We start from the raw sequence: 14707 nt of genomic DNA, 5'->3' as shown, positions 1-14707 counted from the left end.
GGAAAATCGCCAAATAAAAATGGCCGCCCGTTGCGGGGCGGCCATCGATGTTCAGCACCGGCCAGGCCGGTGACGGGGGATTACTTGCCGTTCAAGCCACGGCGCTCCAGCAGCGGCTCGATCTTCGCATCGCGGCCGCGGAAGTTGCGGTAGATGTCGAGCGCATCGGCGCTGCCGCCGCGCGACAGCAGCTTATTGCGGAACCAGTCGCCGTTCTTGCGCGTCAGGCCGCCGTTTTCCTTGAACCACTCGACCGTGTCGGCATCGAGCTTTTCCGACCACAGATACGCGTAATAGCCGGCCGAATAGCCGCCCGCGAAGGCGTGCGAGAAGTACGTGGTGCGGTAGCGCGGCGGCGCCGGGGCGAAATCGACGCCCGCTTCCGTCAAGGCGGCCTTTTCAAACGCCAGCACGTCGGTGGGGATCTGTGCCGGGGTCAGCTGGTGCCAGCGCTGGTCCAGCAAGGCCGACGCCAGGTATTCCGTGGTCTTGTAGCCCTGGTTGAAATTGTCGGCCGCCGTCACTTTCGCCAGCAGCTCGGCCGGAATGGCCGCGCCCGTCTGATAGTGCTTGGCGTAGTTTTGCAGCACTTCCGGCCACAGCGCCCACATTTCATTGACTTGCGACGGGTATTCGACGAAGTCGCGCGGCACGCTGGTGCCGGCGAAGCGCGGGTATTTTACGTTCGAGAACATGCCGTGCAGCGCATGGCCGAATTCGTGGAACATGGTGTTGACTTCGTCAAACGTCATCAGGGTCGGCTGGCCCGCTTCCGGCTTCGGAATGTTCAGGTTATTCGCGATCACCGGCTTGCGGTTCAGCAAGGTCGACTGGCCCACGTAGGCATTCGCCCAGGCGCCGCCGCGCTTGTTGCTGCGCGCGTAAGGGTCGAGCGTAAAGATGGCCAGCTGCGTGCCGTCTTCGTTGAAGACGTCGTACACCAGCATGTCGGCCGTGTAGACGGGCAAGTCGGTGCGCTGCTTGAAAGTGAGGCCGTACAATTTACCGGCGGCAAAGAACACGCCACGGGTCAAGACGCTTTGCATTTCAAAGTACGGTTTGAGTTGCGTTTCATCAAAGTTGTAGCGTTCGGCGCGCACCTTGTCGCTATAGAAAGCCCAGTCGGCGGCGCCCACCTTGAAGCCGCCTTTGCCTGCATCGATGACCTTCTGGATATCGTCCGCTTCGCGGCGTGCATTGACGACGGCCGGCTTGGCCAGTTCGCCCAACAGGGCGTTCACGGCCGTGGTGTCGTGCGCCGTCTGGTCTTCCAGCGAGTAAGCAGCGTAGTTCGGGTAGCCCATCAGCGCGGCCCGTTCGGCGCGCAGCTTTGCCAGTTCCAGCACTTCGGCGGTGTTGTCGAACTCGCCGCCACGGCTGCCGCGCGCTTGCGAGGCGGCCATGATGCGTTCGCGCACGGCGCGGTTGGTCAGCAGCGACAACGGCGCCTGGCCCGTCGTGTTGACGAGGGCAATCACGTATTTACCGTCGAGGCCGCGCTTCCTGGCCAGGCCGGCGGCCACTTCGATGGCGGCCGGCGACAGGCCGTCGAGTTCTTCGCGCGTGTCGACGACGACGGCCGACGCGTTCAATTCTTTCAGCACGTTCTGTGCGAACTTGGTCGACAGGGCAGCCAGCTGGCCGTTGTAGGCGCGCAGCTTTTGCTTGTCCGCCGCCGACAGCTTGGCGCCCGCGCGCACGAAGTCCGTGTGGTAGCGTTCCAGCAAGCGTTTCGATTCCGCATCCAGGCCCAGCTTGCCGCGCTTGGCGTACAGGGTGTCGATACGCTTGAAGAGTTTGTCGTTGAGCATGACCGCGTCGCTGTGGGCCGCCATCTTCGGCGCCAGTTCGCGTTCCAGGCCCTGGATCGTCTCATTCGTGTTCGAACCGGACATCACGGAAAACACGGTGCGCACGCGGCCCAGCAACTGGCCAGAGCGTTCCATGGCCACGATGGTGTTGTCGAAGGTGGCCGCTTTCGGATTATTCGCAATCGCGTTGATTTCCGCCAGGTTGGCGGCCATGCCTGCCGTAAAGGCGGGCGCGTAGTCGGCGTCCTGCACCTTGTCGAACGGCGGATACTGGAATGGCAGGCTGCTGGCCTGCGCAAACGGGTTCGAGGCGGGCAAGGCTGCGGTAGCGGCAGGCACGGTGGTGGCGGCGGTGGCGGCAAAAGCGGCGGCGGCTGGCGCCAGCATCAGGCTGGCGGCGATGACGAGCATAGTTGGACGGGTCATGTCTTCTTTCAAGGAACGCAAGAGAGCCGCGATTGTGTCGCGGGCCAGCCTGAAATAATAACAGCCTGACACACTTGCGTCACCAGCAACTACCGGTGGTAGCGCGCCTGCCAGTGATGAACGGTTTTCATGCGCCCCGCACTACGATGCCGATTTAATAATGCGGCGGACGTTCGTTGACCAGCCCGCCATTCGCCTGCTGCGCCCCGTCGCGCACGTGCTCGCCCAGCTTGTGCAGCATCGCTTCCAATTGATCGATGCGCTTGCCCTGCTGGTACACCATCTGGTTCAGCGACTCGACCAGGTCTTCCTGCTGCGCCAGCTTGATTTCGATATCGACGAAACGTACTTCCATCTGTTCTGCATTGTCCATGGTGCTCTCGGTGATTCCTGACTGAAAGGGGGCATTTTAACGCCTGCCTTCACGCAGACCGCATCGTGCCGGTAGACAACGATGCAGAGCGTGACCAGGTTCTATTTCGCGGATAGGTCGGCAGGCAGGCCACGCAGCGCCAGGGCAGCCGCCATACTGGACAGGCCCAGCAGGTAATACACCACCATGGCCAATAACACGGTGCCATACAAAACCACCTGCATGGCGCTGGCGCTCCCCGTAGACGCCCAGCACGCCGCGGCGACCGCTATCATGCCGGCAAAGACCGCGATGATACGTGTGAGCGTGGCTTGCGCATAACGCCAGAGATTGTAAAAATCATTGTAGGCAAACCGCGCCAGCCTACCCTTGCACTTGATGGCCATCACGCTAAGCAGCAGCATGGCCAGGACTGTGAGCAAGGCCGGATAGCCGAAGCCGGACAACAGCTGGAACGCCAAGGCGGGCCAGCGCGAGTCGCCCCGCCACCAGCCCAAACCGGCGACGGCACTGCTCAAGGTGAACAGTAGCGCGGGACGGGTCAGCGAAGACAAGGTCAGCGGAGCTTCAAATGGATGGGTCATGGCAGCCTCAAAAAAGTGGAAGATACTCCGTATAGCACCGCCGTACCATTTGCAGGAAAAACGGTGGTGGCGGCACCCGCCGCCGGCATGCGACACTAGCCTTTCGGCGCGGCCAGCAGCGCCTTCATGCGCGCCAGACGTTCTTTCGGCGAAATCACTTCCGCCTCCGTCGGCACGGCGTCGCCCACGTCGAGCTGCATTTCCTTGATGAAGCGCGACGGGTCGCAATGGACTTGCTCGCCGGCCCGCTTGCGCTTCTTGCACCAGGTAACGTGCAAGGTGCGCTGGGCCCGCGTAATGCCCACATACATCAGCCGTCGCTCTTCCTGGATGCGCGCGGCGATGGTTTCGGCCGGCGCGTCCGCGTCGCCCTTGTGCGGCAAGATGCCCTCTTCCACCCCAACCAGGAATACGTGCGGAAACTCGAGCCCTTTCGACGCGTGCAGGGTGGACATGCGCACGGCGTCCTGCTCCTCGTCCTTGCCTTCGAGCATGGTCATCAGGGCCACCATCTGCGTCAGTTCCAGCACGTTCTTTTCTTCGCCGTCGCGGTCCTTGCCGCCCCGGCCCCGTTCCTTCAGCCAGTTGACGAACTCGAGCACGTTCTGCCACTTGCTTTGCGCCTGCCGTTCCTCGAAGGCATCGTACAGATACGATTCGTAGTGGATTTCCTTCATCATGTCGTCCAGCACTTCGGCCGCGTTGTCGCCGCTGCCGGCCGCGCCGGGACGGCTGGCGCGCGATTCGAGGTCGTTGATGAAGTTGCAAAAGTCGCGCAGGGGACCCAGCTGGCGGTCCGTCAGCTTGGCCTCGATGCCGCCTTTAAAAACGGCCTGGAACAGCGAGCACTGCCACTGCCCCGAGAACGCGCCCAGCACCTCCAGGGTCGACTGGCCCACGCCGCGGCGCGGCGTCGTCACGGCGCGAATGAAGGCCGGGTCGTCGTCCTCGTTGGCCAGCAGGCGCAGGTAGCTGATGATGTCCTTGATTTCGGCCTTATCAAAAAAACTCTGGCCGCCCGAAATCGTGTATGGGATGCGTTCCTTGCGCAGACATTGCTCGATGATGCGCGCCTGGTGGTTGCCCCGGTACAAAATGGCGTAGTCGGAAAATTTGTTCTTGCGTTCAAAATGGTCGGCCGAGATCATGATGGCGACCTGCTCCGCCTCCTGCTCGTCCGTCTGCATGCCCAGCACCTTGATCGGTTCGCCCAGGCCGTGCTCGGACCACAGCGACTTTTCAAACAACTTGGGATTGTTGCCGATGACGGCATTGGCCGCGTTCAGCACGCGCATGGTGGAGCGGTAATTCTGCTCCAGCTTGATCACGCGCAAATCGGGAAAATCCGTTTCCAGCGTTTTCAAATTTTCCACGGTGGCGCCGCGCCACGCATAGATCGCCTGGTCATCGTCGCCCACGGCCGTAAACATCGGCTTCTTGCCGATGCCCGTCACCATCAGTTTCACCAGTTCGTATTGGCAGGTATTCGTATCCTGGTATTCATCGACGAGCAGATAGCGCAAGCGGCGCTGCCACTTGTCGCGCACGGGGCCGTTGTTGCGGAACAGTTCCACGGGCAAGCGGATCAGATCGTCGAAATCGACGGCCTGGTAGGCGGAGAGCGTTGCCACATAGCTGCGGTAGATGCGCGCCGCGTTCGCTTCATCCTCGTCCTTGGCCTGCGCCAGGGCCATGTCCGGGTCGATCAGGCCGTTTTTCCACAGCGACATGGCGTTCTGGATGCCGCGTATCACCTGTTTATCGGTGGTAATGGCAAGGTCTTGCACGAGGGAAAAACAGTCGTCGCTGTCCATGATGGAAAAGCGGTCCTTCAGCCCCACGCCATTGGCTTCCTGGCGCAGGATTTTCACGCCCAGCGAGTGGAAGGTCGACACCGTCAGCTGCTTGGCCTGGCGCGGCTGTTTCAGGAGCTTGGCGATGCGTTCCTGCATTTCCAGCGCCGCCTTGTTGGTGAAGGTCAGCGCGGCGATGGTGCGCGGGTCGTAGCCCCGGTCTTCGATCAGGTGGGCGATCTTTTGCGTGATCACGCGCGTCTTGCCCGAACCGGCGCCGGCCAGGACGAGGCAAGGGCCGTCTAGGTAGGTTACCGCTTCGCTTTGGGGAGCATTCAGACCGAATTGTGGCGCTTTGGACATCAGGGTATTTCCGCAGGGAACAGCAGCCCATTGTAACAGCGTCGCGCCCGCCTTTTGCACGGCAAGATCTGCCTGAAAAACAGGCGGCGGCATTGATATATCGCCATCTGGCGCCATCTTCGGCCTTCCCGGGCGTGCGGCGCGGCCACGCCTGGAGTACCATTCCGCCTATATCGCCCTTGCGCGCCAACTTACCGAATGGCAGTCCCATGAAATTTGAACACTTGATTGAAATCAACGATCCGCTGAACCCGCTGATCGACACCCTGACCCTGGAGCAGGTCTGGCGCGGCCTCGTCTTGCGCGCCGAATCGCCGAAGCTGTTCGTGCCGCACCTGGACGAGTGCCACATCAGCGAGCGCTGCGATGCCGGTTTCGCGCGCAGCCTGCGCTACGGCGAACTGGTCATCAACGACAAGGTGGTGCTGGTGCCGCAACTGCAGGTGCGCTATGAAGTGCCGGCGCAACAGGATATCAGCGCGTCCTCGCTGGTGATGACCATCGAGATGCCCGACGAAGCGAGCCTGTGGGTGCGCTTCCAGTACGACGACGGTCACGACGCGGCCACCGATGCGGCCAACGCCCTGTACGACGACTTCCGCCGTTCCGCCTACAAGGAGTCCGACATCGACACGGTGCGCATCATGCGCGAGCTGGCGGCCGAAGGCCGCCTCGATGCGGGTCTGTTGAATTGACCGTTACGCGGTTTTTTTCACTGCCCTGCGGCGCGCCATGCAGCCCACCAGGCCCAGACCGGCCAGCAGCATGGCATAGGTGCCCGGTTCCGGCACGGCCGAAACGTTCACGCCATTGATGCCCCAGCCCTCGTCGCCCAGGCCCTGGGCCGCGCCCGTGTAGGAATAGGTGATGGTGTTGCTGCCGCCCAGCAAGGCAATCGGGATTTCCACGCTGGCCTTGCCGCCGCCGAAGTAGCCGGTGGCATGGGCATGGACGACGGCATTGTTCGGATTGAAGTACAGCACGTTCACGCCGCCGCCGCCCAGGTCCCAGCTCCCCGTCAACAGCGTGGCGCCATTGACGATCAGGCTGAAGGTGTCCGTGTAGCCGTTGTTGGCGCCGTCGAGACTGAGGTAGCCCTGGAGTTCGAAATTGAGCACGGCGGCACCAGCGGAGGCATTGAAGGTATCGCTCAATTGACCCGGGCTGGCAATCGCGCCCAGGCCGCTGTGGTCAGCGGAATACACGCTGGCCGCCTGTGCGCTGGACAACCAGGCGGTTGCGGACAAGGCCATCAGACAAATCAGTTTTTTCATCGCGAAGCTCCTGGCAGGATGACGTTCAGCCGACGTCGGACGCCAGAGTTCGGCGAACTCCCGCGGACATCGGCCGCCAATGTGGTATGCATCATTGGAAAACCGATAGTAATAATTTTCCGCATTAATTGCAATTTAATAATTACTATTATTGCAAATTGAATGCCATAAATGATACATCATGCCCGCGCGCTGCTGCCCCACAGCTGGTCGGGGCGAAAGCGCAAGCCTGCCTGCTCCGCGCTGAGCACTTCGCGGATGGCGTGCAAGTCCACGCGCGTGTCGCGCCGCAGCGGCACGTCCAGGCGCGCGCCGCGCGGTCCCACCAGCGACTGCACATGCGGCGTGGTGGCGTTCAAGCCCTTGCGCGTGACAACGCCGATTTCCCCGTTCAGCAGCTTGACGAAGGTGCCGATCGGGTAGATGCCCAGTTCGCGCACCAGCAGGGAGGCCAGCGGCGCGTCGAGCGTGGCCTTGTCCGCCGACAGCATCTCGCGCAGGGCCGCGTTCGGCAACAGGGGCTTGCGGTAGCTGCGCGCGGAGACCCGCGCGCAGTAGCGGTCGGCCAGCATGATCAGGCGGGCGCCGATGCCGATCTGCTCGCCCGTGATGCCCAGCGGATAGCCGCTGCCATCGATATTCTCATGGTGCTGCAGCACCGCCTGCAGCCAGACGGCGTCCGTCACGCCGGCCGCGCGCAGCAGGTTCACGCCCGCTTGCGGATGGGCGCGGATATAGGCGCGCTCCGGCACATCGAGCGGCCCCGCCTTGTGCTGGAAATGCGCATGGCGTTCCAGCATGCCCACGTTCATGCTCAGCGCGGCCAGCAGCATGCTGCGCAAGGACGCGCCGTCCTGCTTCAGCGCCCTGGCCAGCAGGGTGACGATGACGGCCGTGTCGACGCTGTGGCGCACGGCAAAGCCGCCCGCGCCCTGATTGTGCAGGATGCAGGCCAGCGCCACGTCGGCGTCAAGGGCAACGGCCTCTTCCACCAGTTGCGCCAGCGGCGCCAGTTGTTCCTGCGCCACAACTTGTCCGGCGGCGATGGCCGGCAAGACCAGCGCCAGTCCCGTGGTGGCCTGGTTCAGCATGCGCAGGGCCGACGGCGCCTCCCTGGCCGCGCGCGGCGCATCCTCGCTGGTATCGGCGATGACGCCGCGCGCCAGCAGCAGTGCGATCTGCGACTCGCTCGTGATGACATGGCCCAGCCTGGCCAGCAAGCCGCCCGTTTCGCCATGCACGTCCCAGGGCAGGGCCAGGCCCAGCGCCAGTTCCCCCGCAAAAATGCGCCGAATCTTCACATCGTCTCCGTCATCGCTTGCCACTGCCTGTTTGTACCATCGGGGCATCGTGGGCATGAACCATTTGAAATGTTTTTTGCTTTTAATCAATATTTCAATGTGGCAGCGATGATCGCGCAATCATGTGAGCTTGTCTACACAATTGTGTAAATATCAAAATTGCATCAGACGCCGGGCGAGCAGTCGGCGCAGCCCGGTGCGTGCTCCGGATCCTTTTCCAGGTGCAGCGCCAGCTCGCGCAAGGCCGTGCGCACGCCTTCCTCGATGACGGGGTGATAGAACGGCATGTCGAGCATGGCGGGCACCGTCAGCTGCGCCTGGCAAGCCCAGGCCAGCAAGTGGCCCAGGTGTTCCGCCCGCGGGCCGATCAGCTCGGCGCCGAGAAAACGCTTGCTGCCGAACTCCGCATACACGCGCAGCAGGCCCTGGTTCTGCAGCATCACGCGGCTGCGGCCCTGGTTGCCGAACGATACGGCGCCGACGGCAAAGCGCCCCGCATGGCTCGCGCACAGCTGCTGGTAGGTCGCGCCCACGGTGGCGATCTGCGGCTCCGTGAAGGCGATCGCCAGCGGCGTGCGGCGCAAGCCAGGCTTGACGTCAGGAAAGCGCGCCGCGTTGTCGCCGGCGATGCGGCCCTCGTCGGCCGCTTCGGGCAGCAGCGGCAAGGCGTTGTCGGCGTCGCCCGCGATGAAGATGGCGCTGTTGCCACACTGCATGGTGTGCGGGTCATGCAGAGGGATGCCGTGACGGTCGAGCTCGATTTGCGCCGTTTCCAGGCCGATATGGTCCACATTGGGGCGGCGGCCGATGGCCGCCAGCAGATACTCGAACTGCTCGGTTTTTTCCACGCCCGCGTCGTCGCGGCTGGTCAGCAGGATGCCGCCGCCGTCCGGCGTTTTTGCCACGTGCGCGACCTGGGTCATGAAACGGATATCGAGTTCGCGCGCCAGCACGGCATCGGCCTCCCGCAGCACCAGCGGGTCCGTCAGCTGCGCGACCTTATTGCCGCGCGCAAACACCGTCACGCGCACGCCCAGCCGCGCCAGCGCCTGGCCCAGTTCCAGACCGATGACGCCGCTGCCGGCCACGGCGACTGACTTTGGCAAGTCCGTCCATTCGAACACGGCGTCGCTGGTGATGACTCTGTCGCCCGCCGCCCGCCACTCGGGCGGCACGATGGGCGTGGAACCGGTGGCGATCACCACGCTGCTGGCCTCGACAAGCGTATGCTCATCCACCTGCAATTTACCGGGGGAAATAAAACGCGCATGGCCGCGCAGTTTTTCCTCGTCGGGAATGGCGTTGACGCCGTCGAGCACGAAGCCGACAAAGCGGTCGCGCTCGCTGCGCACCCTGGCCATCACTTGCCGGCCGTCGATGCGCGCGGGCCCGGGATGCACGCCAAACGCCGGTGCGGCGGCCACCGCATGGGCCGCCTCGGCCGCCGCGATCAGAAGCTTGCTGGGCATGCAGCCCACGCGCGCGCAGGTCGTGCCGTATGGCCCGCTTTCGATCATCAGCACGCGCTTGCCGTCCATGCGCGCCGCCTTGTGCGCCGTCATGCCGGCCGTGCCGCTGCCGATCACGGCCACATCCACTTGTATCGTCTGCATAGTGCTGTCCATCCCACTGAGGTTGCTCACAGCGTTCGATACTACCCGTTTGCTGAAAATAAGGTTTTACATTGCAGCAATATATGCATTAGTATAACTAATCATTTTCAAAATTTATAAGCTGAGCTAATGGGATCACTCGATTATCGCGCGCTGGCCGTGCTGGACGCCGTGGCCAGCCATGGCAGTTTCGACAAGGCCGCCCTGGCGCTGGGCATCACCCAGTCGGCCGTCTCGCAGCGCATCAAGGCGCTGGAAGACGCCAGCGGGCGCTTGCTGATCATCCGTGGCCAGCCGGCCGTGCCGACGGGACTGGGCCAGCGATTGATCGTGCATCACCGCAACGTCAAGCTGATGGAGGCCTCGCTCGACATCGACCTGGGCAACAGCGTCAGCATGCCGGAAATCGCCATCGCCATCGATGCCGACAGCCTGGCCACCTGGTTCCCCGACACCTTGCCCGCCCTGCTGGCGCCGCCCCGCTGCCAGCTCGACGTGCGCCTGGCCGACAGCGACAGCGCCCTGCAGATGGTGCGCGACGGCTCCGTGTTCGGCTGCGTGGCGGCCGAGTCCGGCACGGCGATCGACGCGGCGGCCGCCACCAGCGTCACGCCGCTGGGCACCTTGCGCTATGTCTGCGTGGCCACGCCCGTGTTTGCCGGTCACTGGTTCGGCGATGGCTTTATTGCCGAGGCGGTGCAGCTGGCGCCGGCCGTCGTGGGCCAGCACGGCTTGCTGGCGCGTTTCCTGGCGGAACAATTGAGCATGCGCGAACCGTTTCCGCACCACACTTTGCCGGTGGAAGCGGCGCGCCGCGCCTGCGTCCAGGATGGCCTGGCCTACGGCCTGATGCCGCAGCGCCTGGCCGCGCCGGCGCTGGCGACGGACCGCCTCGTGGATCTGCTGCCGGGCCGCACCCTGGACTTACCGCTGAGCTGGCATGCGTGGACCCTGGACACGCCGTTCACCAAGCTGCTGTCCGAGCAGATCATCAAGGCCGGGCGCGACTACCTGGCTTAAGTCAGATATCGAGCGGGTCCACTTCCAGCGACCATTTCACGCGCGTCTTCATGGCGCGCAACTCACGTAACCATTCTTTCAAAAATGCCTGCAAGGCCGGCCGCGAGGGCGATTCCAGCAGCAGCTGGGCGCGGTCCACGTTGTAGACGCGCGTCATGCTCATGGGAATCGGGTCATTGATGGTCACTTGCGGGTGTTCCATGCATTCCTTGGCCGCCTGCAGGAATTCGATGGCCGTCGCCAGCTCCGGGGCTTCGGCGCGCAGCAGGGCCTGGAACAGGTAGGGCGGCAGCGCTGCCTGGGCCCGCTCTTCCAGCAAAGTGGTGGCGAAGTGGTCGTAATCGTGGTTGACGACGGCGTCGTACAGCGGATGGCGCGCATAGCGCGTCTGGATCAGCACTTCGGACACGCTGCCGCCTTGCGTCTGCGCGGCCCGCCCGGCGCGGCCCGCCACCTGCATCAATTGCGCGAACAGCCGTTCGCTGGCCCGGTAATCCTGGGAAAACAGGGCCGTGTCCGGGTTCAAAATGCCGACCAGGGTCAGCTTTTTGAAATCGTGCCCCTTGGCCACCATCTGCGTGCCGATCAGAATGTCCACTTCGCCCCGGTGCACGGTGTCGAACGCTTCCTGCGCGCTGCCCTTCTTGCGCGTGGAATCGGCGTCGATGCGCAAGATGCGCGCCTCCGGAAACAATTGCTGCAAGCCCTCTTCCACCCTCTGCGTGCCCCGTCCCAGCGGCTGCAGGTCGACATTGCCGCAGGTGGGGCAATGGCGGGGGATGCGCAGTTCCAGGCTGCAATGGTGGCAGCGCAGCCGGTGTTCGGGCTTGTGCAGCACCATGAACGAGGTGCAGCGCGTGCAATTGCTGATCCAGCCGCACGATTCGCAGCAGATGACGGGCGAATAGCCGCGCCGGTTCAAGAACAGCAGCGACTGCTCGCCGCGCTCCATGCGCAGCTTTAACGCCGCCACCAGGTGCGACGTCAGGCCGTCCTTCGGCTTGTCGCGCTCCATGTCGAGAATCTTGACGCGCGGCAATACCGCATTTTTCACCGCCCGTTCGCGCAATTCCAGCTTGCGGTAGCGCCCCGTCTGCGCATGGTGCCAGCTTTCCAGCGACGGCGTGGCCGAACCGAGCACGATGGGTATCTGCAATTGCCAGGCGCGCCACACGGCCAGGTCGCGCGCCGAATAGCGCAAGCCTTCCTGCTGCTTGTAGGAAGGATCGTGCTCCTCGTCGATGACGATCAATTTCAATTTCGGCAAGGACGCCAGGATGGCCAAGCGCGTGCCGAGGATGATGCGCGCCTGGCCCTGGTGGGCGGCCAGCCAGTGCAGCATGCGCTCGCCTTCGGACAGGCTGCTGTGCAGGGTGGCCAGCATGACGCCAGGAAAGCGCGCGCGGATATTGCCTTCCAGCTGGGGCGTCAGGTTGATTTCCGGCACTAAAATCAGGATTTGCGCATCGTCCTCGCGCGCCAGCACCTGGGCGCACGCTTGCAGATACACTTCCGTCTTGCCGCTGCCCGTCACGCCGTACAGCAAGGTCGGCTTGAAGCCCCGGGCGCCGCCGATGGCGTCCGCCGCCTCTTGCTGGGCAGCATTCAGGGCCGGCATGTTCAGCGGCGTGCCGTCGTGCGCGTCGGCCAGCTTGCCCAGCTTCTTGATGGCGCGGTCGAGCGCCACGGTGGTCAGCACGCGCAGATTCTTCGGCAAGCCCGGCAGCGCCACTTCGCCGAGCGGGCGCTGGTAGTAATCGGCGGCGAAGGCGGCCAGCGCCAGCCATTGCTCCGACAGGGGCGCCAGCTGGCTGCGCACGGCCAGCACGTCCTTCAGTTTCGCGGCGGGCACATCGGTGCTGCCGGACACGCCGACGATCAGCCCCATCACTTCGCGCCGGCCGAACGGCACCAGCGCCAGCTGCCCCACCTGCGGCAGCGGCGCATCGTCGCCGTTCCAGCCGTAGTCGAACAGGGCGTTCAGCGGTGTGTCGAGCGCGATTTTCAGGATGCACTGCGCCATCGGTCTAGCCTATCTCAATAAAAAAACGCGCGCGGCGCGGCGCGCGGTGCCGCATCAGGTTCCGGCCCCGCGGGCCAGCCGGCCATGATACTTGGTCTGTCCCGCAAACGCCTAGCGCGGCACGGGCGGCCGCCATGAAAGTTATCTGAATTATCACCAAAAATAACAGTGTTACGGGAAAGCCAGGGCGGCTGCGGCCCCTGGTACGAATGTCCTGTGCCCGCGCCGCAAAAAGGGGCCGAATGTACCAGGCCAAAAGTGACCTTTGTGTGATGTCCGTCAAAGCGGTCCCGACTATAGTGGGCGCTTCGGCAATTTTGTAGCAATAAAAGCAACGCCAGCCTGCCGGAACCGCTCATGCAAACCATCGATCTGCCTGGCGTTTTGGCTGGCAACGACGACCTACCCCACCACTACCACAAGGGAACCATCATGCAAGCTATCAAGAATTTCATCCGCAACGAAGACGGCGTCACGGCTATCGAATACGGCCTGATCGCCGCCCTGATCGCCGTGGCCCTGGCCGCCGCCGTCAAGACGCTGGGTGGACAGATCAAATCGGCATTCGAAGCGGTCAGCGCGCAAATGCCCGCCGCCAAACCGTAAGCACGCGATCTTTGCAGATGCCGTCCCGCCGGGCCGGCATCCTGCCCCGTCCTGTCCGCACCTGGCTACGCCGCCGCATACCGATGACTTCCCTTTTCCCGCTTACCGTTCCCGCCGTGCTGCTGTGCGCCTTGCTGGCTGGCGCCGTCTGGCATGACGTGCGCAGCCGCCGCATACCGAACGGCCTGGTCTTTGGCGGCGCGCTGGCGGCCCTGCTGCTGCACGCCGTGCTCACGCCCGCCGCCGGCGGCCTGGGCCTGCCGGCCGCGCTGGCCGGCCTGGCGCTGGGCCTGGCGTTGCTGCTGCCCATGTACATGCTGCGCGCGCTGGGCGCCGGCGACGTCAAGCTGATGGCCATGGCGGGCGCGTTTCTCGGCCCCCAGGCCGTGCTGTGGGCTACCGTGCTGAGTTTGCTGGCAGGCGGCGTGCTGTCCCTGCTGGTGGCCGCCTGCACGGGCGTGCTGCGCCAGGTCCTCGCCAACAGCTGCCGCATGCTGTTCCACAGCCTGCTGCGCGGCGTCAGCGGCGGCAATGCCCGGCTCGATGCGCCCCAGGCCGCCAGCGGCAGCCTGCCCTATGCGATCGCCATCGCGGCCGGCACCGCCCTGTCCTTTTTCTGGAGCTTTTCATGAGACATACCCGCGCCATCGCGCTGATCGTGCTGGCCTTCGTCGTGGCCCTGGCCGCCGTCCTGGTGGCATTGCGCTGGATCAATGCGCAAGCGGCACCTGGCAGCAGCAAGGTGGCCGTCGCCAGCGCCGACATCAGCCTGGGCGCGCGCCTGGCGCCCAACATGATCACGCTGGTGGACTGGCCGGCCGGCGCCTTGCCGCCGGGCGCCATCGGCGACCCGCGGCTGCTGGAGGCACGGGTTGCGCGCAGCAATATCGGCCGCGGTGAACCGGTTCTGGAAAGCAAGCTCGCCCCCGCCGGCACGGTGGGCGGCCTGTCCGCCGCCCTGGGCGACGGCAAGCGCGCCATGACGGTGCGCGTCAACGACGTGGTGGGCGTGGCCGGCTTCGCCCTGCCCGGCAACTTCGTCGACGTGCTGGTCCATACCCAGGACGAAGCGGAGAAGAAACGCACGCAGGCCAGCGACGCGGCCATTTCCAAGATCGTGCTCGAACGCATACTCGTGCTGGCCATCGCCCAGGAGTCGAGCCGCGACGACACCAAGCCCAAGGTGGTCAATGCGGTGACCCTGGAACTGACGCCGGAGCAGGCGGAAAAACTCGACCTGGCGCGCAGCGTGGGCACGCTGTCGCTGGTGCTGCGCAACCAGATCGAAGACAAGCCCGTCAATACGGACGGCGCCACCAGGTCCACCCTGCTCGACCTCAAGCCGCCCGCCAAGGCGCCCGTGGCCGCGGCCAGGCGCCCGGCCGCGCCAGTGCCGCCGGCGCGCGCGGCCGGCGAGCGCATCGAAGTCATCAAGGGCCTGGAGCGCAGCGCCCAGCAACTCCGATGACCATTCCACACACGCATTCCAGTACAGATTGGGGAAGCAATTGAGACACATC

Annotated in this window: 12 protein-coding genes and 1 pseudogene; 5 read left to right on the top strand and 8 right to left on the bottom strand. The window is 64.3% G+C overall.

All coding sequences use genetic code 11. From position 1 onward, the window contains the following. Positions 1-80: 80 nt before the first annotated feature. The 4 genes from AC07VI_RS20950 to AC07VI_RS20935 all read right to left on the bottom strand — a co-directional run bounded on the left by AC07VI_RS20950 (position 81) and on the right by AC07VI_RS20935 (position 5350). Positions 81-2237: a M3 family metallopeptidase gene (locus AC07VI_RS20950; RefSeq protein ID WP_492991842.1), complete on the bottom strand. Its 2157-nt coding sequence runs from the start codon at positions 2235-2237 to the stop codon at positions 81-83. A 154-nt stretch (positions 2238-2391) separates the two neighbouring features. Beyond that, positions 2392-2610, bottom strand: a complete 219-nt coding sequence (locus AC07VI_RS20945; protein WP_034753936.1) for a SlyX family protein — start codon at positions 2608-2610, stop codon at positions 2392-2394. A gap of 101 nt (positions 2611-2711) precedes the next feature. Next, a complete protein-coding gene (locus tag AC07VI_RS20940; RefSeq protein WP_086148156.1) occupies positions 2712-3194 on the bottom strand; it encodes a hypothetical protein in 483 nt (160 codons plus the stop codon). A 95-nt stretch (positions 3195-3289) separates the two neighbouring features. Next, a complete protein-coding gene (locus AC07VI_RS20935) occupies positions 3290-5350 on the bottom strand; it encodes a UvrD-helicase domain-containing protein (RefSeq protein ID WP_086148157.1) in 2061 nt (686 codons plus the stop codon). Positions 5351-5559: 209 nt separating this feature from the next. Between AC07VI_RS20935 and AC07VI_RS20930 the strand changes: the two genes are divergently transcribed. Next, the gene (locus AC07VI_RS20930; RefSeq protein WP_086148158.1) at positions 5560-6045 is read left to right on the top strand and encodes an SRPBCC family protein; all 486 of its coding nucleotides are present in this window, start codon (positions 5560-5562) and stop codon (positions 6043-6045) included. A 3-nt stretch (positions 6046-6048) separates the two neighbouring features. Here the strand turns inward: AC07VI_RS20930 and AC07VI_RS20925 are convergent. From AC07VI_RS20925 to AC07VI_RS20915, 3 genes and pseudogenes are all read right to left on the bottom strand, one after another. Then, positions 6049-6153 (bottom strand): annotated as a pseudogene (locus AC07VI_RS20925) (FxDxF family PEP-CTERM protein); the annotation flags it as partial. Between the two features lie 650 nt (positions 6154-6803). Next, on the bottom strand, positions 6804-7925 hold the full coding sequence (locus AC07VI_RS20920; RefSeq protein ID WP_492991843.1) for an HD-GYP domain-containing protein: 1122 nt from the start codon (positions 7923-7925) through the stop codon (positions 6804-6806). Positions 7926-8089: 164 nt separating this feature from the next. Continuing rightward, positions 8090-9538: a dihydrolipoyl dehydrogenase gene (locus AC07VI_RS20915; protein WP_086148160.1), complete on the bottom strand. Its 1449-nt coding sequence runs from the start codon at positions 9536-9538 to the stop codon at positions 8090-8092. Between the two features lie 129 nt (positions 9539-9667). Between AC07VI_RS20915 and AC07VI_RS20910 the strand changes: the two genes are divergently transcribed. Continuing rightward, positions 9668-10558, top strand: a complete 891-nt coding sequence (locus AC07VI_RS20910) for an ArgP/LysG family DNA-binding transcriptional regulator (RefSeq protein ID WP_086148161.1) — start codon at positions 9668-9670, stop codon at positions 10556-10558. A gap of 1 nt (position 10559) precedes the next feature. Here AC07VI_RS20910 and AC07VI_RS20905 read toward each other — a convergent pair whose 3' ends face one another. Then, positions 10560-12581 carry a primosomal protein N' gene (locus AC07VI_RS20905; RefSeq protein WP_086148162.1) on the bottom strand — a complete coding sequence of 674 codons (2022 nt, stop codon included), beginning with the start codon at positions 12579-12581 and terminating at the stop codon, positions 10560-10562. A gap of 432 nt (positions 12582-13013) precedes the next feature. On the opposite strand from AC07VI_RS20905, the gene AC07VI_RS20900 reads away from it, so the two are divergent. The 3 genes from AC07VI_RS20900 to cpaB all read left to right on the top strand — a co-directional run bounded on the left by AC07VI_RS20900 (position 13014) and on the right by cpaB (position 14655). Continuing rightward, the gene (locus AC07VI_RS20900) at positions 13014-13187 is read left to right on the top strand and encodes a Flp family type IVb pilin (RefSeq protein ID WP_086148166.1); all 174 of its coding nucleotides are present in this window, start codon (positions 13014-13016) and stop codon (positions 13185-13187) included. A gap of 83 nt (positions 13188-13270) precedes the next feature. Further along, on the top strand, positions 13271-13819 hold the full coding sequence (locus AC07VI_RS20895) for an A24 family peptidase (RefSeq protein ID WP_086148163.1): 549 nt from the start codon (positions 13271-13273) through the stop codon (positions 13817-13819). Continuing rightward, positions 13816-14655: a Flp pilus assembly protein CpaB gene (gene cpaB, locus AC07VI_RS20890; protein WP_099375478.1), complete on the top strand. Its 840-nt coding sequence runs from the start codon at positions 13816-13818 to the stop codon at positions 14653-14655. The genes AC07VI_RS20895 and cpaB overlap by 4 nt, the downstream gene beginning before the upstream one ends. Positions 14656-14707: the final 52 nt, after the last annotated feature.

The sequence above is a fragment of the Janthinobacterium sp. GW821-FHT03A03 genome, from assembly GCF_059421435.1.
This window is presented reverse-complemented; position numbering and strand designations above follow the sequence as displayed.

Coding starts and splice junctions, on each gene's coding strand:
- AC07VI_RS20915 (WP_086148160.1), bottom strand. CDS start 9,538: ATGCAGACGATACAAGTGGATGTGGCCGTGATCGGCAGCGGCACGGCC.
- AC07VI_RS20950 (WP_492991842.1), bottom strand. CDS start 2,237: ATGACCCGTCCAACTATGCTCGTCATCGCCGCCAGCCTGATGCTGGCG.
- AC07VI_RS20930 (WP_086148158.1), top strand. CDS start 5,560: ATGAAATTTGAACACTTGATTGAAATCAACGATCCGCTGAACCCGCTG.
- AC07VI_RS20900 (WP_086148166.1), top strand. CDS start 13,014: ATGCAAGCTATCAAGAATTTCATCCGCAACGAAGACGGCGTCACGGCT.
- cpaB (WP_099375478.1), top strand. CDS start 13,816: ATGAGACATACCCGCGCCATCGCGCTGATCGTGCTGGCCTTCGTCGTG.
- AC07VI_RS20940 (WP_086148156.1), bottom strand. CDS start 3,194: ATGACCCATCCATTTGAAGCTCCGCTGACCTTGTCTTCGCTGACCCGT.
- AC07VI_RS20945 (WP_034753936.1), bottom strand. CDS start 2,610: ATGGACAATGCAGAACAGATGGAAGTACGTTTCGTCGATATCGAAATC.
- AC07VI_RS20905 (WP_086148162.1), bottom strand. CDS start 12,581: ATGGCGCAGTGCATCCTGAAAATCGCGCTCGACACACCGCTGAACGCC.
- AC07VI_RS20935 (WP_086148157.1), bottom strand. CDS start 5,350: ATGTCCAAAGCGCCACAATTCGGTCTGAATGCTCCCCAAAGCGAAGCG.
- AC07VI_RS20910 (WP_086148161.1), top strand. CDS start 9,668: ATGGGATCACTCGATTATCGCGCGCTGGCCGTGCTGGACGCCGTGGCC.
- AC07VI_RS20895 (WP_086148163.1), top strand. CDS start 13,271: ATGACTTCCCTTTTCCCGCTTACCGTTCCCGCCGTGCTGCTGTGCGCC.